This window comes from Streptomyces sp. NPDC002602 (genome assembly GCF_042889445.1).
Taxonomy (GTDB): Bacteria; Actinomycetota; Actinomycetes; order Streptomycetales; family Streptomycetaceae; genus Streptomyces.
Map to the genome: position 1 here is coordinate 439,358 of NZ_JBIAQX010000005.1, position 20,000 is coordinate 459,357.

Below are 20,000 nucleotides of genomic sequence, written 5' to 3' on the forward strand. Positions count from 1 at the left end.
AAAAAGCCCGCGGTGCCGAAGGGCACCGCGGGCTTTTCGGCCCCGGCGGACGGGGCGCGGTCGTGCGAGGGGTCGGGTGACCCCGCGCGAGGGTCCTACAGACCGACCTCGCGCATGAGCATGCCGACCTCGGTGTTGGTCAGGCGGCGCAGCCAGCCGGACTTCTGGTCACCGAGCTCGATCGGGCCGAAGGAGGTCCGGACGAGCTTCTCGACGGGGAAGCCGGCCTCCGCCATCATGCGGCGGACGATGTGCTTGCGGCCCTCGTGGAGAGTCACCTCGACCAGATAGTTCTTGCCGAGCTGGTCGATGACGCGGAAGTGGTCGGCGCGGGCGTAGCCGTCCTCCAGCTCGATGCCGTCCTTGAGGCGCTTGCCGATCTCGCGGGGCAGCGGGCCGGTGATGGCCGCGACGTAGGTCTTCTTCACGCCGTACTTCGGGTGCGTGAGGCGGTGCGCCAGCTCGCCGTGGTTGGTGAGCAGGATGATGCCCTCGGTCTCGGTGTCGAGCCGACCGACGTGGAAGAGACGGGTCTCGCGGTTGGTGACGTAGTCGCCGAGGCACTGGCGGCCGTCGGGGTCCTCCATGGTGGAGACGACGCCGGCCGGCTTGTTCAGCGCGAAGAACAGGTACGACTGGGTGGCGACGGTCAGGCCGTCCACCTTGATCTCGTCCTTCGGCTGGACGCGCTTGCCCTGCTCCAGCACGATCTCGCCGTTGACCTCGACGCGGGCCTGCTCGATGAGCTCCTCGCACGCACGGCGCGAACCCATGCCGGCGCGGGCGAGCACCTTCTGCAGTCGCTCCCCCTCCTCCTCGGCACCCGGGAAGGTCTTCGGGGTCTTGATCACGGGCTTGTCGGCGTACCGGTCGCGCACGCGCTCCTCGATCCGCGCGTCCAGCTCGCGGGGGCGCGACTGGCCGCTGCGGCTGCCGGGGCCGCTGCGCGGGCCGCCGGCTCCACCGATGCCGGGGGTCCGGGAGGTACGGGGGCCGCCCTTGGCGCCGCCGCGCGCGGAGTCACCGCGAGCACCGCCGCGGTTGCCGTCGGCCGCGCCGCGGGCACCGCCGCCGCCCGCCTTGGCGCCACCGCGGCCGTTGCGCTCGCCCTCGGGGCCCACGTCGTAGCGACGCTCCTCGGGGCGCGGGTTGCGGGGACGCTGGGGAGCCTGGTCGCGGTCACGGTCGCGCGAGGCGCCCGCGCCGGAGCCGGCGCCGCGGTACCCGCCGCCGGAGCCGCTGCCACCGCCGGAGCCGCCGCCCCGGTAGCCGCCGCCACCGGACGAACCGCCGGAGCCGCCGCCTCGGTAGCCGCCGCCACCGGAGCCGCCGGACGAACCGCCGGAGCCACCGCCCCGGTAACCGCCGCCACCGCCGGAGGAGGAGCCGCCGCGAGAGCCGCCGCCGGAGCCGCTGCCACCGCCGGAGCCGCCACCGCGGTAGCCACCGCCGCCGGAGGAGGAGCCGCCGCGGGCGTTGCCACGCCCGCCGCCACCGCCGCCGCCGCCGCTGTTCCTGTTGCCGCCACCGTTGCCGTTACTGCTTCGCATCAAAGTTCCGTCGTCTTGTCGTCTTCAAAGTAGTCCGGTGCATCAGGTGCGTCCGGATCGAACGACGGAACACCCTCTTGCGTCTCGGCTTCGATCGCGTCCGCCTCGGGGAGGAAGGGCGCGAGCTCCGGGAGCTCGTCCAGGCCACGCAGGCCCATCCGCTCCAGAAAGTAGTTCGTCGTCCTGTACAGGATCGCACCTGTTTCGGGTTCCGTCCCCGCCTCGGCCACCAGACCCCGTTGCAGGAGGGTCCGCATGACCCCGTCGCAGTTGACTCCGCGGACCGCCGAGACCCTTGATCGGCTGACCGGCTGGCGGTACGCGACGACCGCGAGGGTCTCCAGTGCCGCCTGGGTGAGCCGGGCCTGCCGGCCGTCCAGGACGAAGGCCTCCACCGCCGTCGCGAAGGCCGCGCGACTGTAGAACCGCCATCCGCCGGCGACCAGGCGCAGCTCGAAACCCCGCTCCTGGGCGGTGTACTCGTCGGCCAGTTCCCGCAGGGCGACGGCGACCTCGCGCGGGGTCCGGTCCAACACCTTGGCCAGGTGTTCCTCGGTCGCGGGTTCGTCGACGACCATGAGGACGGCCTCCAGGGCGCCCTTGAGGGCGAGCTCCGCCGGCTCGGTCATTCCTTGGCCTCCACGATCTGATCGAACTCGTCCGTCACCGTCGGCATCCCGTCGCCGTCCCCGCCGATCCAGCGCACGGTGAGCGTGCGCAGGGCCTCCTCCTGGTCGAGGACCACGGCCTTCTCGCGGTACAGCTCCAACAGGGCCAGGAAGCGCGCCACGACGGTCAGGGTGTCCGGGGCGTCCCGCGTGAGTTCCGCGAAGGTGGCCTCCCCGCAGGCCTTGAGCCGCGCGACGACCAGGGCGGCCTGTTCGCGGACGCTGACGAGCGGGGCGTGGATGTGGTCCACGTAGACCTGGGGCGCCGCCCTGGGCCGCATGGCCAGCACGGCCAGCCGGGCGAACCCCTCCGCGCCGATGCCGATCACCACGTCGGGCAGCAGTTCCGCGATGTGCGGCTCCAGTGCGACGGTGCGCGGGTACCGCAGGCCCTCGTCCTCGGCCCGGTGCTCGAAGATCTCCGCGATCCGCTTGTACGCCCGGTACTGCAGGAGTCGGGCGAAGAGCAGGTCCCGGGCTTCCAACAGCGCCAGGTCCGCCTCGTCCTCCACCTCGGCGGCGGGCAGCAGCCGGGCGGCCTTGAGGTCGAGGAGGGTGGCGGCCACGACGAGGAACTCGGTGGTCTGGTCCAGGTCCCAGTCGGGCCCCATGGCGCGGATGTGCGCCATGAACTCGTCGGTGACCCGCGACAGCGCGACCTCGGTCACATCGAGTTTGTGCCGCGAGATCAACTGGAGCAGCAGGTCGAAGGGTCCCTCGAAGTTCTCGAGCCGGAGCGTGAACCGCCCGTCGCCCGCCTCGGCGGGTGCGCCGGCGGGAACCCCGCCCACCCCCTGGAGGGCCTCGGGGGGCCCTGTGGGCGCCTCTGCCGCCTCGGGGGCCTCCCCGGCCACCGAAGGGGCTCCGGGGACCTCCGGGGGCCCCGTGGGCGTCTCGGAGGGCATCCGGGTCGGCGTCTCGGACGGGATCCGGTCCGATGTCCGGGCCGGTGTCCGGGCCGGTGTCTGCGCCGGGGTCCGCGGGCTCGCCTCCGGCGGTACGGGGGCCGGCTCCCGGCCTCCCGGCTCCCGCGTCCCCTGCTCCCCCGCGACGGGGGAGCCCGGACCGCGGCCCAGCCGGCGGCGGGCGGGTGGGTCGGGTTCGGCGGGAGGGTGCATCGAGGTCCTGGGTGGTGCGAGGGCGGTACGGACGGGCCGGCACGGCGGTGCCGCCGAGGCGACGTTAGCGGGCCGGCCCTCGCCCTGGCGTCAGGCGCCGGTCAGCGCCCGCGCAGTCTTCGTACGAGGATGCTCGCGTCGCCCCGGGACTCCAGGTCCGCGAGGACCACGGCGACCGCCTCGCGGACGATGCGGCCGCGGTCCACGGCGAGGCCGTGCTCCCCGCGCAGCACCAGTCGCGCGTGCTCCAGGTCCATGAGCTCCTCCGCGGAGACGTAGACCGTGATCTTCTCGTCGTGCCGCTCGCGCCCGCTCGGCCGCCGGTTCGCGCCCCGGCCCTGCCCCTTGCCGCGCCGGGGCGCGGACGCCCCGGCGGCGGTGGTGGCAGAACCTTCCTGCGGCCGGCGCTGCGCGCCCACCGCCGGCTCGCCGGTCTCCCGGCCGCGCCCCTCCGTCGTGCCCTCCGCCGGGTTAGCCGAGTGTTCCGACTGCGCCGAGCCGCCCGCGGACTCCTCGACGCCCCGCCGCGGCGAGGACGACTGCAGCGCCATCCCCCCGGTCGTGCGGAACAGTTCGTCGGCTCCGGGCAGACTCACTCGGCGGGACACCGGGCGAGCACCTCCCTGGCCAGCTGGCGGTAGGCGGCGGCGCCCACGGAGTTGGAGGCGTACGTGGTGATCGGTTCACCGGCGACCGTGGTCTCCGGGAAGCGCACCGTCCGGCCGATGACCGTGTGGTAGACGTGGTCGTCGAAAGCCTCGACGACGCGCGCCAGCACCTCACGGCTGTGCACCGTACGGGAGTCGTACATCGTGGCGAGGATGCCGTCGAGTTCCAGCTCCGGGTTGAGCCGCTCCTGCACCTTCTCGATGGTCTCGGTCAGCAGCGCCACACCGCGCAGCGCGAAGAACTCGCACTCCAGGGGGACGATCACCTTGTGAGCCGCCGTCAGGGCGTTCACGGTCAGCAGACCGAGCGAGGGCTGACAGTCGATCACGATGTAGTCGTAGTCGGCCATCAGGGGCTTGAGGGCCCGCTGCAGGGTGGACTCGCGCGCGACCTCACTGACCAGTTGCACCTCGGCGGCGGACAGGTCGATGTTGCTCGGCAGCAGGTCCATGTTGGGGACCGCCGTCTTCAGCAGCACCTCGTCGGCCGACATGCCCCGCTCCATGAGCAGGTTGTAGACCGTCAGGTCGAGTTCCATCGGGTTCACGCCGAGACCCACGGACAGCGCGCCCTGGGGGTCGAAGTCGACGAGCAGCACGCGGCGCCCGTACTCGGCGAGCGCGGCACCCAGGTTGATGGTCGACGTGGTCTTTCCCACGCCGCCCTTCTGGTTGCACATCGCGATGATCTTCGCCGGACCGTGGTCGGTCAGTGGACCGGGGATCGGGAAGTACGGCAGCGGCCGTCCGGTCGGGCCGATCCGCTCACGGCGCTGACGGGCAGCGTCGGGGGCGAGGGTGGCCGCGTACTCGGGGTCGGGCTCGTACTCCGCGTCGGGGTCGTAGAAGTGCCCTTCGGGCACGTTTTCGTAGTCGGCGAAACCCACGGGCTTTTCGCCGCTCAGGTCGCCGGCCCTGGAGTTCACGTCTAGGCCGTCCATGCTGTTTCGGGGCGTCGTCATGTGCTGGTGGTTTGCGAAGGTGCGGACTGCGACGGAGCCGACAGCTTCGATTCCGGCAGGGCCCTGGCCCCGCGCAGGCATTCCTGCTCGACCACCCCCAGGAGCAAATGTCGACTCATTCACAAGTCGTCTTACCTCCTCGGACGTGACCAGGACACTTATCGATAGGTCAGCGTGGCACCATGCCGACGGTTGGCGACTCTATGGCGTGTCACCACCCAGCGGCAACACAATCCACCGGACCCGACGCGTTGTGTCGGCAACCGAACACCACTCTGTCAAGGGCGTACGGGCTGTCGCCGCGAAGTTTCGCAGGTGTGCGAAAGGGTTAAAGGGTTACGTTCGAGGCGAGTTGAGCGCCCTCGACGCGCGCCCCGAAAACGCGTCCGGCCGGACCTCGCGAGCAAGGTCCGGCCGGAGACGTGAGATTGACGTCAGTCGTTGACGGTTCAGCCGAGCAGCGTGCTCAGCGGGAGCGTCGGGAGACCGTGGGCCTCGGCGACGGGACCGTAAACGACCTGCCCGTCATGGGTGTTGAGGCCCAGACCGAGGGCCGCGTCGCGGCGCAGCGCCTCGACCCAGCCGAGGTTCGCGAGCTGCACGATGTACGGCAGGGTCGCGTTCGTCAGGGCGTAGGTGGAGGTGTTCGGAACCGCGCCCGGCATGTTGGCGACGCAGTAGAAGACCGAGTTGTGGACCTGGAAGGTCGGCTCGGCGTGGGTGGTCGGACGGGAGTCCTCGAAGCAGCCGCCCTGGTCGATCGCGATGTCGACAAGGACACTTCCGGGCTTCATCTTGGCGACGAGCTCGTTGGTGACCAGCTTCGGCGCCTTCGCACCCGGGATCAGCACCGCGCCGATGACCAGGTCGGCCTCGGTGACGGCCTTCTCCAGCTCGAAGGCGTTGGAGACGATCGTCTTGATCTTCGTACCGAAGACCTTGTCGGCCTCGCGGAGCTTGTTGATGTCCTTGTCGAGCAGGGTCACGTGGAAGCCCATGCCGATGGCGATCTGAGCCGCGTTCCAGCCGGAGACGCCGCCGCCGATGACCACGCACTCGCCGGCGTGGGTGCCGGGGACGCCGCCGGGCAGGACGCCGCGGCCGCCGGCCGAGCGCATCAGGTGGTAGGCGCCGACCTGCGGGGCCAGCCGGCCCGCGACCTCGGACATCGGGGCGAGCAGCGGGAGCGCGCGGTTGGCGAGCTCGACCGTCTCGTACGCGATGGCGGTGGTGCCGGACTCCAGGAGGGCGTCCGTGCACTCGCGGGAGGCCGCCAGGTGCAGGTAGGTGAAGAGCGTCTGGTCCTTGCGGAGGCGGTGGTACTCCTCCGCGATCGGCTCCTTGACCTTCAGCAGGAGGTCCGCGGTCGCCCAGACCTCGTCGGCCGTGCCGAGGATCTCGGCACCGGCGGAGACGTACTCCGCGTCCGTGATCGAGGAGCCGACACCGGCGTTCTGCTCGACGAAGACCTGGTGGCCGTTGCGGACCAGCTCATGCACGCCGGCGGGCGTGATGGCGACCCGGAACTCGTTGTTCTTGACCTCGCGGGGGATGCCGACCTTCATCGTCGATCACGGTCCTTGGCTCAGGGGATTTTTCGGGTCACTTCCATACATACCCGCTCACAAGAACGCGCAACGGGATGCACCACGAGATGACGTGGTGGAGCCAGTCTAATGAAGGATGAGTCGCTGTCTAGCCTTGCAAACAAATAATCTCAGTCGGAATCACTACGGATTTCGCAGGCTGCAGGGTCATCTCCCAGCAATCTGTCGGCTGCGGACCGGTGCAGCCTGGCGGCCGCGGGGTCGCCCAGCCTGTCGAGCGTGTCGGCCAGCCGCACCTGCAGCGCGGCCTGAAGTCGCAGGTCCCCGGCCCTGCGCGCCAACTCGATCGCCTCACGGCAGGTGTGCAGGGACTCCTCGGGTCGTCCGGCGTACTCCTGGATCCGGGCCATCTCGCTCAACGCCTTCGCCTGGCCCGGGACATCGGCCAGCCGGCGGTAGCCGGCGGCGGCGGCCCGCCAACTGCGCAGCGCCTCCCCGTACCGGCCCGCGTACGTGTGCACGTTGCCGAGCCGGCCGTACAACCTGGCCTCGTCCGCGCGCTCCCCCCGGGCCAGCGCCTGGGTCAGGGCCCGGCCGAACCAGTCGGAGGCCCGGTACCAGTCCGCCAGCTCCTGGTACGCGCCGCCTACGGATTCCATCGCGCGACCCGTCGCGTACGGGTCGTTCGCCGCCTTTCCCGCGACCAGGGCCGCCCGGTAGCGCTCCAGCGCCTCGTGGGTGCGGCCCGTCTCGGCGTCCAGGTCGGCCAGGTTCAGCAGCGCGGCGGCCTGCTCCCGGTACAGGTCGCGCCGCTCGGCCACGTCCAGGACCAGCCGGTGCAGCCCGTACAGCTCGGGGGCCGCCGCCTCGGTCCCCCGGTGCTCCGCGAGTGCCCGCACGAGGGCCGAGACCAGGCGGCGGGCCAGGGTGTCCAGGTCGCCGTCGGCCACCGCCAGGGCGGCCGACGCGGACAGGGCGGGCAGCCGGGTGTCCAGCCAGCAGGCGGCGGCCCGCCGGTCGGCGAAGCGGAGTGCTCGGGGCAACCCGTCCAGCCGCTCCCGCACGAGCTCCTCGTCCTCCTCGGCCATGGCCCGGCAGGAGGTCAGCAGCCGTACGGTCCGCTCCAGCATCCGGGCCCGGGCCAGCTGCACCTCGGCCGGCCGCTCCTTGGCCTCCAGCAGCGCCTGGAGCAGGGGCGCGAGGCAGCCGGGCAACAGGAACAGGCCGTCGGAGGCGTGCCGGACGAGACCCAGCCCGGCGAAGTCCTCCAGGGTGGATTGCGCGGCGGCCACGGAGCAGCCGGCCAGGGCGGAGGCGGTGTGCGCGTCGATGAACCCGGCGGGCGCGAGCGGAAGCAGCCGCAGGGTCCGCTGGGCGGGCTGCGGCAGCGATTCGTAGACGAGCCGGAACGAGCGGGCCAGCGGGCCGCTGGTGCCGGGCGGCATGTCGTGGAGCTGCTTGGCCACGTCGGCCACGGCCGCCTTCGGGTGGGCGGCGAGCCATCCGCCGACCAGGGCGAGCGCGGCGGGCTGGCCCCCGCACTCCTCGGCGAGGGTCTCGGCGGCGCGCGGGTCCACGGTGATCCGGGTGTCCCCGATGCTGTGCCCGAGCATCTGGACGGCGGAGGGGGTGTCCAGTCCTCCGAGGGTGCACGGGCGGACGTCCGGGATCCCGGTGAGCGGTCCTTCGGCGGTCACCACGACCAGGCACTCGGGGGTGTCCGGCAGCAGAGCGTCGACCTGGTGCGGGTCGGCGGCGTCGTCGACGAGCAGGATGACCCGCCGCCCGGTCAGCGCGGAGCGCAGTTCGGAGCTGAGGTCGTCCTCGCCGGCCCCGGGCGGCGTGGAGTGACCGAGGCCCTCCAACAGGGTCCTGACGGCACGTTCGGTGGCGACGGTCTCTCCGACGGGCGTGGTGAGCCGCACCTTCACGACCCCGTCGGGGTAGTCGTCGCGCACCTCGCGGACGAATGCCTCGGCCAGCGCCGTCCGCCCCGAACCGGGGCGGCCCGCGACGAGCAGGACCCTCGCGCGGGGTGCCTTCGCCTTGCGGCCCGAGAGGGTGTCGAGCCCGGTCCGTGCGATGTCCTCGCGCAGCTCCTTGAGCTCACGCCGCCGCCCGACGAAATCCGTCACGGGTTCCGCTCCTCTCCCTGCCTTGGGGTTGCCGAGCGTAGTTCACGCAGAGCGACGACCCGTGTGGAGCGCGGCGGGCACATCGCCCGATCGGATCAGCCGATGGTCACACCGGACCCCCGACGGCCCAGCGCCCGCCGCCGGAGCGGGCCGCGGCGGGGCGTCACGGCGACGGCCGGCGGGCGACTACGCCTCGTAGGGCCGGGCCGGCCACGGCGCCTCGGCCGGGCGCAGGGCGTCCAGACCGCCCTCGCCGGCGAGGGCCGCGGACAGGGCCAGCACACCCGCCACCAGCCCGGGGTTCGCCAGCTCGCCGGCCAGCACCCCCCGCACCAGCTCGGCGAGCGGGAGCCGGGCGAACTGCATGTCCGCCTCCTCCTCCGACACCTCGAAGCGGGCACCCTCCGCCTCCGCCAGGTCCCGCGCCAGGAACACCCGGATCGCCTCGTCCGAGCCCCCGGGCGAGGCGTAGAAGTCCACCAGCACCCGCCAGTCGTCGGCCTTGACGTGCGCCTCTTCGTACAGCTCCCGCTGCGCCGCGTGCAGCGGGTTCTCCCCCGGCACGTCGAGCAGCCCCGCCGGCAGCTCCCACAGCTTGCGGCGCACCGGGTGCCGGTACTGCCGCAGCACGAGCACCTGCCCGACCTCGTCCAGCGCCAGCACGCACACCGACCCGGGGTGCACCTGATAGTCCCGGCGCACGGTCGCGCCGTCCGGCATCCGGACCACGTCGGAGCTGACCGCGGTCTTGGCGCCCTCGAAAGGCCGCCGGGTCGAGACCGTCTCCCAGGTTTCCGAGGTGTCCTTGATCTCGATGTCGATGCCCATGCCGAATGTCCTCCACAACGCGCGACAGCCGGGGTACGGATCTCCGTACCCCGGCTGTCTACGTTATGCGGTCAGGCCCTCGGGCCCCGCAGGCTCACTTGGCGGACTGCTGGCGCTCCACCGCGGCCTTGACCAGACCCGCGAACAGCGGGTGCGGCCGGGTCGGGCGGGAGCGCAGCTCCGGGTGCGCCTGGGTGGCGACCAGGTAGGGGTGCACCTCGCGCGGGTACTCGACGTACTCGACGAGCTTGTTGTCGGGGGACACGCCCGAGAAGACCAGACCGGCCTTCTTCTCCAGCTCGCCCCGGTAGGCGTTGTTCACCTCGTAGCGGTGACGGTGACGCTCGTCCACGTAGGCCTCGTCGCCGTAGACCTCACGGACGATGGAGCCCTCGGCGAGCTTCGCCGGGTACATGCCCAGACGCATGGTGCCGCCCAGGTCGCCCGCGCCCTCGACGAAGGCCAACTGCTCCTCCATGGTCGAGATGACCGGGTGCGGGGTCGAGGCGTCGAACTCGGTGGAGTTGGCGTCCTCGATGCCCGCGAGGTTGCGCGCGGCCTCGATGACCACGCACTGCAGACCCAGGCACAGGCCCAGCAGCGGGATGCGGTTCTCGCGGGCGTAGGTGATCGCGCCGACCTTGCCGTTGACGCCGCGGTCCCCGAAGCCGCCGGGAACGCAGATCGCGTCCACGTCGCCGAGCACCGCCGCCGCACCGGCCGGGGTCTTGCAGTCGTCGGAGGTGACCCACTTGATCTGCACGCGGGCCTTGTTGGCGAACCCGCCGGCGCGCAGCGCCTCGGTCACCGAGAGGTAGGCGTCGGGCAGGTCGATGTACTTGCCGACGAGCGCGACCTTGACCTCGTGGTCGGGGTTGTGGACCCGGTCCAGCAGGTCTTCCCAGACGCGCCAGTCCACGTCGCGGAAGGGCAGGTCGAGCTTGCGCACGACGTAGGCGTCCAGGCCCTCGGTGTGCAGCACCTTCGGGATGTCGTAGATCGACTTGGCGTCGATCGCGGCGACCACCGCGGCCTCGTCGACGTCGCACATCAGCGAGATCTTGCGCTTGATGGAGGTCGGGACCTCACGGTCGGCGCGCAGCACGATCGCGTCGGGCTGGATGCCGATGTTGCGCAGGGCCGCGACCGAGTGCTGGGTCGGCTTGGTCTTCAGCTCGCCGGAGGGGCCGATGTACGGCAGCAGCGAGATGTGCACGACGAAGACGTTGTCGCGGCCGACCTCGTGGCGGACCTGACGGACGGTTTCCAGGAACGGCAGCGACTCGATGTCGCCGACCGTGCCGCCGACCTCGGTGATGACGACGTCGACGTCCTCGGTCGCCATGCGGCGGATGCGGCTCTTGATCTCGTTGGTGATGTGCGGGATGACCTGCACGGTGTCACCGAGGTACTCGCCGCGCCGCTCCTTGGCGATCACCTGCGAGTAGACCTGGCCGGTCGTGACGTTCGCCGAGCCGTCGAGGTCGACGTCGAGGAAGCGCTCGTAGTGGCCGATGTCCAGGTCGGTCTCGGCGCCGTCGTTGGTGACGAACACCTCACCGTGCTGGAAGGGGTTCATCGTGCCGGGGTCGACGTTCAGGTAGGGGTCGAGCTTCTGCATCGTGACCCGCAGGCCGCGCGCCTTCAGCAGCGCACCCAGGCTGGAGGCCGTCAGGCCCTTGCCGAGGGACGAAGCGACACCCCCGGTGACGAAGATGTGCTTGGTCGTCATGGCTGTGCTGTTTCGAAAAGCAGCGGGCGGCGTCGCCAAGAGGGGGCTCCCGTGGTCGCGAGGTGAGGTGCGTCCGGCGCCGGCCACCGTCGAACCGGAAGGGTCTCAGGGGGCGCCGAAGCTGCGGTTTCGGGGCTCCTGATTCGCACAGGCAGACCACCGGTCCACGGGGTACCAGCCTATCAGCGCCCGGGCCGGTCCGCCTCCGACGACCCGGTGCGGCCCTCCCCGGTGACGCGCGCCACACCGCGCCACACCCGTGGCTACGGCATTTGCGCAGGTCACCCGTTCGGACGAGTCGCATTGTCCCGAGACTTAAGGAGATCACTAGGGTGCCGTCATATCCTGCTCGAATATCGCTGTACATCGCCGCCGAGCAGTCCGGCCTACGGTGTAACCACGCCGGTTCCGGAATCATGGACTCTACGCGGGGATCCCTACACACACGGAGACCGCGCAACCGCGCAATGCAAGCGCCCTCAGGGGCGGACGTGGCCGTTCGACTGGAGATGCAACGTGTCCGGGCGCATCGAGGATTACGCACTGATCGGGGACATGCAGACCGCTGCGTTGGTCTGCAGGGACGGAGCCGTGGACTGGTTGTGCCTGCCACGGTTCGATTCCCATGCCGTCTTCGCGAGCATTCTCGGCACCGAGGAACACGGGTTCTGGCGGGTCGGCCCCGCGGTCCCGTCCGGCACCCCGGCCCCGCGGGCCGACCGCCGGCGCTATCGCGGTGACTCCCTGGTGCTCGAGACGGAGTGGGACACCCCGAGGGGGACCGTCCGTGTCATCGACTTCATGCCTCCCCGCGAGGATCACGCACCGCAACTGATCCGCGTCGTGGAGGGCGTCAGCGGGCGCGTCCCGATGCGCTCGGCCCTGCGGATGCGTTTCAGCTACGGACGGATCGTGCCCTGGGTGCACAAGGTGGACGGCCGCACGGTGGCCGTCTCCGGCCCGGACTCGGTCTGGCTGGACACCGACGCGCAGACCTACGGCAAGGACCTGACGACGTACTCCGACTTCACCGTCGGTCCCGGCGACCGGGTGACCTTCGCCATCAGTTGGCAGGCCTCGCACCGGGGCGCCCCCGAGGCCCCGGACGCCGAGGAGGCGCTGGGGGTCACCACCGACTTCTGGCGCGAGTGGGTCGACCAGTGCACGTACCACGGCCCCTACCGGGAGGCCGTGGTCCGCTCCCTGATCACGCTCAAGGCCCTCACGTACGGGCCCACGGGCGGCATCGTCGCCGCGCCGACCACCTCCCTGCCGGAGGAGATCGGCGGCAGCCGCAACTGGGACTACCGGTACACGTGGCTGCGCGACGCGGCCATCACCCTGTCCTCGCTCCTGCGCACCGGCTACCGCGACGAGGCCTCCGCCTGGCGGGACTGGCTGCTGCGCGCGGTGGCCGGCGACCCCGAGAACCTGCAGATCATGTACGGGATCGCGGGCGAACGGGAACTCGGCGAGACCGAGCTGGACTGGCTGCCGGGCTACGAGAACTCACAGCCGGTCCGCGTCGGCAACGGCGCCGCCCACCAGCTCCAGCTCGACGTGTACGGCGAGGTCACCGAGGCCCTCCACCTGGGCCACATGACGGGCCTGGCCCGCAACGACTACGCCTCGCTGCTCCAACTCAAGCTCATCCGCTACCTGGAGACCCACTGGAACGAGCCGGACGAGGGCATCTGGGAGGTGCGCGGCCCGCGCCGCCACTTCGTGCACTCGAAGGTGATGGCGTGGGTGGCCGTGGACCGCACGATCAAACTGCTGGAGAGCGGTGACGCGGACGGCCCGCTGGAGCGTTGGCGCGAACTGCGCGACGAGATCCACGCGGACGTGTGCGAGAAGGGCTACGACAAGGACCGCAACACCTTCACCCAGTCGTACGGGTCGAAGGAGCTGGACGCCTCGCTGCTGCTCATCCCACAGATGGGCTTCCTTCCACCGGACGACAAGCGGGTCATCGGCACCATCGAGGCGATCCAGCGCGAGCTGTCGACCCCCGACGGCTTCATCCTGCGCTACCCGACGGCCGGCGAGGAATGCGGCGTGGACGGCCTGGAGGGCGACGAGGGAGCCTTCCTCGCCTGCTCGTTCTGGATGGCCGACGACCTCGCGATGATCGGCCGGGTCGACGAGGCCCGCCGGCTCTTCGAGAAGCTGCTGTCGCTGCGCAACGACCTGGGCCTGCTCGCCGAGGAGTGGGACCCCAAGCTCCAGCGCCAGGTCGGCAACTTCCCGCAGGCCTTCAGCCACGTCCCGCTGATCGACACCGCGCTGCGCCTGACGGCGAGCGGGGCGTACGGAGGCTGACCCCGGGCCTTGTCGTCGAGTTCGACCGGCGCGACCTCGACGACAAGGCCTAACCTGGAGGGGTCTTGTGTGCCCCTCGCGGAAGGGGGCGGTCATGGCCCCGCTCTCGAAGGCGGGCGCGGCGTTGACCGCGCTCCGCGAAGACCTCTCCGGTGCGGTGATCGCGCCCGACGATCCGGGCTACGACGAGGCCCGGACCGTCTTCAACGCGATGGTCGACCGACGTCCCGCCGTGATCGCCCAGTGCGAGAGCGAGTCGGACGTGGTCACGGCCGTGCGGTTCGCGCGCGGGTTGGACCTGCCGATCGCGGTGCGGGGCGGCGGCCACAGCGTCGCCGGCACGGCCCTGGGAGACGGCGCGCTGGTGGTGGACCTGCGCCGGATGAACGAGGTGACGGTGCATCCGGGGGCGAAGGCCGTACGGGTGTCCGGCGGCGCCCTGATGAGCGACCTGGACCGGGCCTGCGCCCCGCACGACCTGGCCACCACCGGAGGCCGTGTCTCGACCACCGGGGTCGGCGGGTTCGTGCTCGGCGGCGGCTCGGGCTGGCTGGACCGGAAGTTCGGTCTGGCCGTGGACAACCTCCTCGGGGTGGACCTGGTCACCGCGGACGGCGAGATCGTCAGCACGACCGCCGAGGACGAACCGGAGCTGTTCTGGGCCCTGCACGGCGGGGGCGGCAACTTCGGGATCGCCACCTCGCTGACGCTGCGGCTGCACGAACTGCCCGCCATGTCGGTCGCGATGCTCATGTACGCCCCCGAGCGGGGCCCCGAGGTCACCCGCCTGTACCGGGAGATGATCGAAGCCGCGCCGCCCGAGGCGAGCGGAGGCGTGATCCACCTGACCGCGCCGCCGGAGCCGTTCGTGCCGCCGCACCTGGTCGGCACCATGCTCTGCGCGGCGCTCCTGACGTACGCCGGTCCCGAGGACGCCATGCGCACGCTCCTGGCGCCGCTGCTGGCCGTGCCGCACGAGGTGGAGATCGTCACCGCGATCCCGTACGCGGATCTCCAGTGCATGATCGACGACCCGCCGGGGATGCGGAACTACTGGTCCGCCGAGTACCTGACGGGACTGCCCGACGAGCTGGTCGACCTGTACTGCGCCCGCGCGGCGTCCATGCCGGTCCCGACCGGCACCCAGCACATCCTGTTCCCCCTGGGCGGGGCCATCGCCGAGGGTCCGGCGGACTTCCCCGTTCCGTACCGGGACGCCGCCTGGGTGGTGCACCCGTTCGCCGTCTGGGAGGACCCGGCGGACGACGAGCGGTGCCGCCGGTGGGTGAAGGACGTACGGGCCGACGCGCGGCCGTGGAGCACCGGGGCGGTGTACCTCAACTTCCTCGGCGACGAGGGCGAGGACCGGGTCGCGGCGGGCCTCGGCGAGGACAATCTGCGGCGCCTGGCCTCGGTGAAACGGCGGTTCGACCCGGACAACGTCTTCCGGTTCAACCACAACATCAAGCCGGCCTGAGGCCCTGGTAGCGTCCCGCGACATGGACAACCAGGGCGGGATCACTGTTCAGCGGGCGCTGGAGCTGCCGGGACTGCGCAGCGGTCTGCCGGAGGTGATGGCCTGCGCGGATCGGCTCGGGCGGACCGTGCGCTGGGTCCACGCGGGCGAGGTCCCCAACATCGCCTCGCTCCTCAAGGGCGGCGAGCTGCTCCTGACCACCGGGCTGGGCCTGGGAACCCGGCCGGCCGAACAGCGTGCCTTCGTGCGGCGCCTCGCGGACCGGGGCATCGCCGCGCTGGTCGTCGAACTGGGCCCGCGTTTCACGCGCCTGCCGGCCACCATCGTCGAGACGGCGCGGGCGGCCGGCCTCCCCCTCGTGCAGCTCCACCGGGAGGTGCCCTTCGTGACCGTGACGGAGGAGGTGCACACCGAGATCGTCAACGGCCACTACGCCCTGCTCCAGCGGGCCGAGGAGGTCCACCGGCGATGTACCGAGGCCCTGCTGGGCGGCGGCGGGATCCCGCAGGTGCTGAGCATCCTCGCCGGCTTCACGGCGAACCCGGTCTTCCTGGAGACCCCCGACGGCCGGCTCCTCTACGCCGCCGGGCCGGTCTCCGGGGACGCCGCCGCCGACCCGCTCCAGGTGTGGGAGGGCCTGCGGGGGCAGCGCGAGGCCGAGCCGTCCGCCAACGCGGTGGTCGTCGACGTCCCCGGGGGCGGCCACGGCACGGGTTCGGTGCGGGCGCGCCTGGTCCTGCTCGGGGTCTCGGCCCCACTGCTGCCCGTCCACCGGATGGCGGCGGAGCGGACGGCGGGCGTACTGGCGGTGGTGTTGATGCAGGCCCGCCAGGAGGACGAGCTGTCCGCGCGCGGCCGGGGCGACTTCCTGACGGATCTGGCGGAGGGCCGCATCTCCGCCGAGGACGCCCCGGCGCAGGCGCGCGTCCTGGGCTTCAAGCCGGGCGCGGGGCCGCTCCTGCCGGTCGTGATGCGGCTGGCCACGGACCCGGGCCCGTCCGGGAACTGGGCGGTCCTCGCGCGGGCGGTGCTGGAGGAGCTGTCCTCGGTCGGCGTCCCGGTGCTGCTGGGCGTCCGCCCGGTGGAGGGCCGGGTGCCGCTGCTGGTGTCCCTGCGGGCGGAGTCGGAGCGCACGACGGTCGCCGACCGGGTCGCGGTGGCGTTGCGCGCCGGCGTGGAGCGGGCCGGTCTGGACCGGGCGGGTGCCTCGCCGGCGGTGGTCGTGGGCGTGTCGGGGAGTTGGGCGGCGGCCTCGGCCGGGCTGCGGCACGCCGCCGAGACGGCGACGGCGGCCCAGGGCCTGCCGGCCCGGCCCTGGTACGACGCCCGGCGTCTCGACATCGACCTGCTGCTGTGGCGGCTGCGCGAACACCCCGACCTCGCCGCCTTCGTGGACCGGGCGATCGGCCCGCTGCGGGTGCACGACGTGGCCTCCCGCCCCTCGCTGCTGCCGACCCTGGAGACGTACCTGGCGCACGCGGGCCGCAAGGCGGAGACGGCCCGTGAGCTGCACCTGAACCGTCAGACGCTGTACAACCGGCTGGCCCGCATCTCGGAACTCCTGGGCACGGACCTGGACGACCCGGAGACGGTGCTCTCCCTCAGCCTCGCCCTGCGCGCCCGGCGCCACACCGCGTCCTGAACCGGCAGACGGCAGACGGCAGACGCATCCGGCGGTCCTAGGGCCTGTCGTCAAAGTGGCGTCGTCGCCCGAAGGGCGGCCTCGCGGCGTCTGGTGCGCGCTCTCGGCGTGCCGGGCGGAAGCCCGCGTACTGGACGTACTTGGGCTTTCGCCCGGTGCGGCGAGAGTGCGTGCCAGGCGTCGCGAGGCAGACGACACTTTGACGACAGGCCCTAGCGTCCGCGCTCCATCAACTCGTCGTACACCGACAGCACCTGGGCCACCGTGTCGTCCTCCGACGGCCACGTCGCGGCCTGCGCGCGGCCCGCCGACGCGAGCGCCGTCCGCCGGGCCGGATCGCCGAGCAGCCCCGACACCGCGGCGGCCAGCGCGTCCGGGTCGCCGTACGGCACGAGCACCGCCGCGTCCCCGACCAGTTCCGGTACTCCCCCGACGTCCGTGGCCACCAGGGCCACGCCGGACCGCAGTGCCTCCTGGGCGAGCAGCGAGCGGCCCTCCCAGCGGCTCGGCAGGACCGCCACGTCCGCGGCGGCGAGCAGCCGGTCCGCGTCCCGGCGGCGCCCCAGCAGTCGTACGGGCAGTCCCTCCGCCTCGATCCGGCGCGACAGTTCGGCCCGCAGCGGTCCCTCCCCCGCGATCAGCAGCAGCGGTACGGGGTCCAGCTCGCGCCAGGCCCGTGCCGCGTCCAGCAGCACGGAGTACCCGCGCCGGGCGACCAGGCTGCCGACCGCGATCACCAACGGCCGCTCCACCGCGCCCAGTTCGGCCCGTACCTTCTCCGGGTCGGCGGCCGGTTCGGGGATCGCGGGCAGTGGCGTCGCCATCGCCGCCAGTCGGGCGTCGCGGGCCCCGCGCGAGCGCGCCCGGTCCACCTGGTCCGAGGAGGCGCCCAGGACCACCGCGGCCGCCCGGGCCACTCGGCGTTCCAGCAGCCGCCCCATACGCCCCAGTGCGCCCGGCGCCTCGGGGGCGCCGCCGTGCCAGGTCACCACGAGCGGGGCCCGGTGGCGGCCGCCGCGCAGGGCCAGCGCGGCCCGCAGCCCGGCCCGCACCCCGTGCGCGTGGACCAGGTCGGCTCCGGCGCAGGCGGCGCGCAGGGCGCTCACCGCGTCGGGCGTGAACTCGGCGCCGGCGCCGGTGAAGTCGTACTCGCCCTCCGCCGCGACGGGGGCGCACACGGTGACCCGTACGCCGCGCGCGGCGAGCCCCGTGGTCAGGGAGCGGACGTGCGCGCCGCTGCCCGCACCGGCGCCGCCCAGCACCTGGACGGTGCGCAGGGGCGGCCGGCCGTACGGCTGGGCGGAAGGGGGGAACGAGACCGGGGAGCTGCTCACGGGCCGAAGCTCCAGGGTGAGGGAGTCAGAGACGTCGCCCAGGATGCCAGTCCGCACGCGCGTTCCGGGACCATACGGGTGCGGATCCCCGAGGAGATACCGCCAGACACCTCCCAGCCTCACCCACACGGGCTACCCGCCGCCACCCGGACGGCGATATCTCCCGATGCGGAACGCGTACGGGCCCCGGGACGCGTCGCGTCCCGGGGCCCGTACGGCAGGATCCGAAGGAGAGGGTCAGGCGTCCGCGCGCGCCGTCGCGAGGAGTTCCTCGGCGTGCGCGCGCGCCGTCTCCGAGTCCTCCTGGCCCGCCAGCATCCGCGACAGCTCGCGGATCCGGTCCTCGCCCTCCAGGACGGTGACGCCGCTGCGCGTCACCGATCCGTCGACGGTCTTCTCCACCAGCAGTTGCCGGTCGGCGAAGGCGGCCACCTGCGGGAGGTGCGTGACGACGACGACCTGCGCCGACTTGGCCAGCTTGGCGAGGCGGCGGCCGACCTCGACGGCCGCCTTGCCGCCGACGCCCGCGTCGACCTCGTCGAAGAGGTAGGTGGGCACCGGGTCGGAGCCGGCGAACACGACCTCCACCGCGAGCATGACGCGCGACAGCTCGCCGCCCGAGGCGCCCTTGGCGATGGGGCGCGGCTGGGCGCCGGGGTGCGGGGCCAGCAGCAGTTCGACCTCGTCCGCGCCGGAGGGCCCGTAGGCCACGGTGCGGCCGCCGACCTCGACCCCTTCGGGGTCCTCGATCTGGCGGATGTCGAAGGTGACCCGTGCGTGGGGCATCGCCAGCGAGGCCAGTTCGGCGGTGACGGCGGACGCGAACCGGGCGGCGGAGTCCACCCGGGCGTCGGTCAACGCCTGGGCCAGTTGGGAGAGTTCGATCCGCAGGCCGTCCCGTTCCGCGGTCAGTTCCGCGATCCGTTCGTCGTCGCCGTCCAGTTCCAGGAGCCGCGCGGAGCCCTGTTCGGCCCACTCCAGCACGGAGTCGATGGAGTCCCCGTACTTGCGGGTGAGCTGGGTCAGGGCGGCCCGGCGCTCCTCCACCGCGGCCAGCCGCAGCGGATCGGCGTCCAGGTCGTCGGCGTAGCCGGCGAGTTCCCCGGCCACGTCGGCCAGCAGGATGCCCAGCTCCCCGATCCGCTCGGCGAGCGCGCCGAGCGCCGGGTCGTGGGACCGTACGGACTCCAGTGCGCGGTGGGCGCCCGCGACGAGGGTGTTCGCGTCGATGCCCTCGGGGTCCTCGGGGTTGCCCGCGAGGGCCGCGTGCGCGGCCTGTGCGGCCGAGGCGAGCGATTCCGCGTGGCCGAGGCGCTCGGCCTCCGCGGACAGTTCGGCGTCCTCGCCGGGCAGGGGTTCCACGGCCGCGATCTCGTCGAGGCCGAAGCGCAGCAGGTCCGCCTCCTGGGCCCGTTCCCGGGCCCGGGTGACGAGCGTGTCGAGTTCGACGGCGACGGCGCGCAGGCGCCGGTAGGCGCCGGTGTACTTCTCCAGCGGGACGGCCACGGAGCCCCCGGCGTACCGGTCGAGGGCCTGGCGCTGCCGGGCGGGCCGCAGCAGGCCCTGCTGGTCGGTCTGGCCGTGTACGGCGACGAGGTCGTCGGCGAGTTCGGCGAGCAGGCCCACGGGCACGGACCGGCCGCCGACGTGGGCGCGCGAGCGACCCTCGGCGGACACGGTGCGGCTGATGAGCAGGGCGCCGTCGTCGAGCTCGGCGCCCGCCTCCTCGGCCCGGAGCGCGGCGGGGGCGCCGGGGCGCAGCACGATGCGCCCCTCGACCACCGCCGCCTTGGCCCCGATCCGGACGAGGGCCGGGTCGGCGCGGCCTCCGAGCAGCAGGCCGAGGCTCGTGACGACCATCGTCTTGCCCGCGCCGGTCTCGCCGGTCACCGCGGTGAAACCGGGCGACAGCTCGACCACCGCGTCGTCGATGACCCCGAGCGACCGTATCCGCATCTCCTCAAGCACGGGACGACCATACCGAGGTTTGACGGGTGCCATGCGACGTCACCCTCGC

At 72.5% G+C, this 20,000-nt stretch carries 14 protein-coding genes; 3 read left to right on the plus strand and 11 right to left on the minus strand.

Features of this window, described 5'->3' with window-relative positions; genetic code table 11:
• Window positions 1-95: 95 nt before the first annotated feature.
• The 9 genes from ACFYW3_RS18185 to ACFYW3_RS18225 all read right to left on the minus strand — a co-directional run bounded on the left by ACFYW3_RS18185 (window position 96) and on the right by ACFYW3_RS18225 (window position 11,208).
• Window positions 96-1,550, minus strand: coding sequence for a pseudouridine synthase (locus tag ACFYW3_RS18185; RefSeq protein ID WP_389386745.1), 1,455 nt, complete (start codon window positions 1,548-1,550; stop codon window positions 96-98).
• The gene (gene scpB / locus ACFYW3_RS18190) at window positions 1,550-2,179 is read right to left on the minus strand and encodes an SMC-Scp complex subunit ScpB (RefSeq protein ID WP_351382066.1); all 630 of its coding nucleotides are present in this window, start codon (window positions 2,177-2,179) and stop codon (window positions 1,550-1,552) included. Before scpB ends, ACFYW3_RS18185 begins: the two co-directional genes overlap by 1 nt.
• The gene (locus tag ACFYW3_RS18195) at window positions 2,176-3,336 is read right to left on the minus strand and encodes a segregation/condensation protein A (protein WP_389386746.1); all 1,161 of its coding nucleotides are present in this window, start codon (window positions 3,334-3,336) and stop codon (window positions 2,176-2,178) included. The genes scpB and ACFYW3_RS18195 overlap by 4 nt, the downstream gene beginning before the upstream one ends.
• 101 nt (window positions 3,337-3,437) lie before the next feature.
• Window positions 3,438-3,944: a hypothetical protein gene (locus tag ACFYW3_RS18200; RefSeq protein ID WP_078998965.1), complete on the minus strand. Its 507-nt coding sequence runs from the start codon at window positions 3,942-3,944 to the stop codon at window positions 3,438-3,440.
• The gene (locus ACFYW3_RS18205; protein ID WP_078998964.1) at window positions 3,929-5,047 is read right to left on the minus strand and encodes a ParA family protein; all 1,119 of its coding nucleotides are present in this window, start codon (window positions 5,045-5,047) and stop codon (window positions 3,929-3,931) included. Before ACFYW3_RS18205 ends, ACFYW3_RS18200 begins: the two co-directional genes overlap by 16 nt.
• Window positions 5,048-5,415: 368 nt before the next feature.
• Window positions 5,416-6,531, minus strand: a complete 1,116-nt coding sequence (ald, locus tag ACFYW3_RS18210; protein WP_351752583.1) for an alanine dehydrogenase — start codon at window positions 6,529-6,531, stop codon at window positions 5,416-5,418.
• A gap of 152 nt (window positions 6,532-6,683) precedes the next feature.
• On the minus strand, window positions 6,684-8,648 hold the full coding sequence (locus ACFYW3_RS18215) for a tetratricopeptide repeat protein (RefSeq protein WP_389386747.1): 1,965 nt from the start codon (window positions 8,646-8,648) through the stop codon (window positions 6,684-6,686).
• A gap of 186 nt (window positions 8,649-8,834) precedes the next feature.
• Entirely contained in the window at window positions 8,835-9,464 is a 630-nt protein-coding gene (locus tag ACFYW3_RS18220; protein WP_351752749.1) for an NUDIX hydrolase, read from the minus strand.
• Window positions 9,465-9,570: 106 nt separating this feature from the next.
• Window positions 9,571-11,208 carry a CTP synthase gene (locus ACFYW3_RS18225; protein WP_053679180.1) on the minus strand — a complete coding sequence of 546 codons (1,638 nt, stop codon included), beginning with the start codon at window positions 11,206-11,208 and terminating at the stop codon, window positions 9,571-9,573.
• A gap of 516 nt (window positions 11,209-11,724) precedes the next feature.
• Here ACFYW3_RS18225 and ACFYW3_RS18230 point away from each other — a divergent pair.
• The 3 genes from ACFYW3_RS18230 (at window position 11,725) to ACFYW3_RS18240 (ending at window position 16,649) form a co-directional block, all read left to right on the plus strand.
• Window positions 11,725-13,530, plus strand: coding sequence for a glycoside hydrolase family 15 protein (locus tag ACFYW3_RS18230; protein ID WP_351382080.1), 1,806 nt, complete (start codon window positions 11,725-11,727; stop codon window positions 13,528-13,530).
• Between the two features lie 94 nt (window positions 13,531-13,624).
• The gene (locus tag ACFYW3_RS18235) at window positions 13,625-15,007 is read left to right on the plus strand and encodes an FAD-binding oxidoreductase (protein WP_389386748.1); all 1,383 of its coding nucleotides are present in this window, start codon (window positions 13,625-13,627) and stop codon (window positions 15,005-15,007) included.
• Window positions 15,008-15,029: 22 nt separating this feature from the next.
• A complete protein-coding gene (locus tag ACFYW3_RS18240; RefSeq protein WP_389386749.1) occupies window positions 15,030-16,649 on the plus strand; it encodes a PucR family transcriptional regulator in 1,620 nt (539 codons plus the stop codon).
• A gap of 212 nt (window positions 16,650-16,861) precedes the next feature.
• Here the strand turns inward: ACFYW3_RS18240 and ACFYW3_RS18245 are convergent, their stop codons facing one another.
• Window positions 16,862-17,983: a glycosyltransferase family 4 protein gene (locus ACFYW3_RS18245; RefSeq protein WP_351752573.1), complete on the minus strand. Its 1,122-nt coding sequence runs from the start codon at window positions 17,981-17,983 to the stop codon at window positions 16,862-16,864.
• A gap of 237 nt (window positions 17,984-18,220) precedes the next feature.
• Window positions 18,221-19,939, minus strand: coding sequence for a DNA repair protein RecN (recN, locus tag ACFYW3_RS18250; protein ID WP_389386766.1), 1,719 nt, complete (start codon window positions 19,937-19,939; stop codon window positions 18,221-18,223).
• Between the last annotated feature and the right edge of the window lie 61 nt (window positions 19,940-20,000).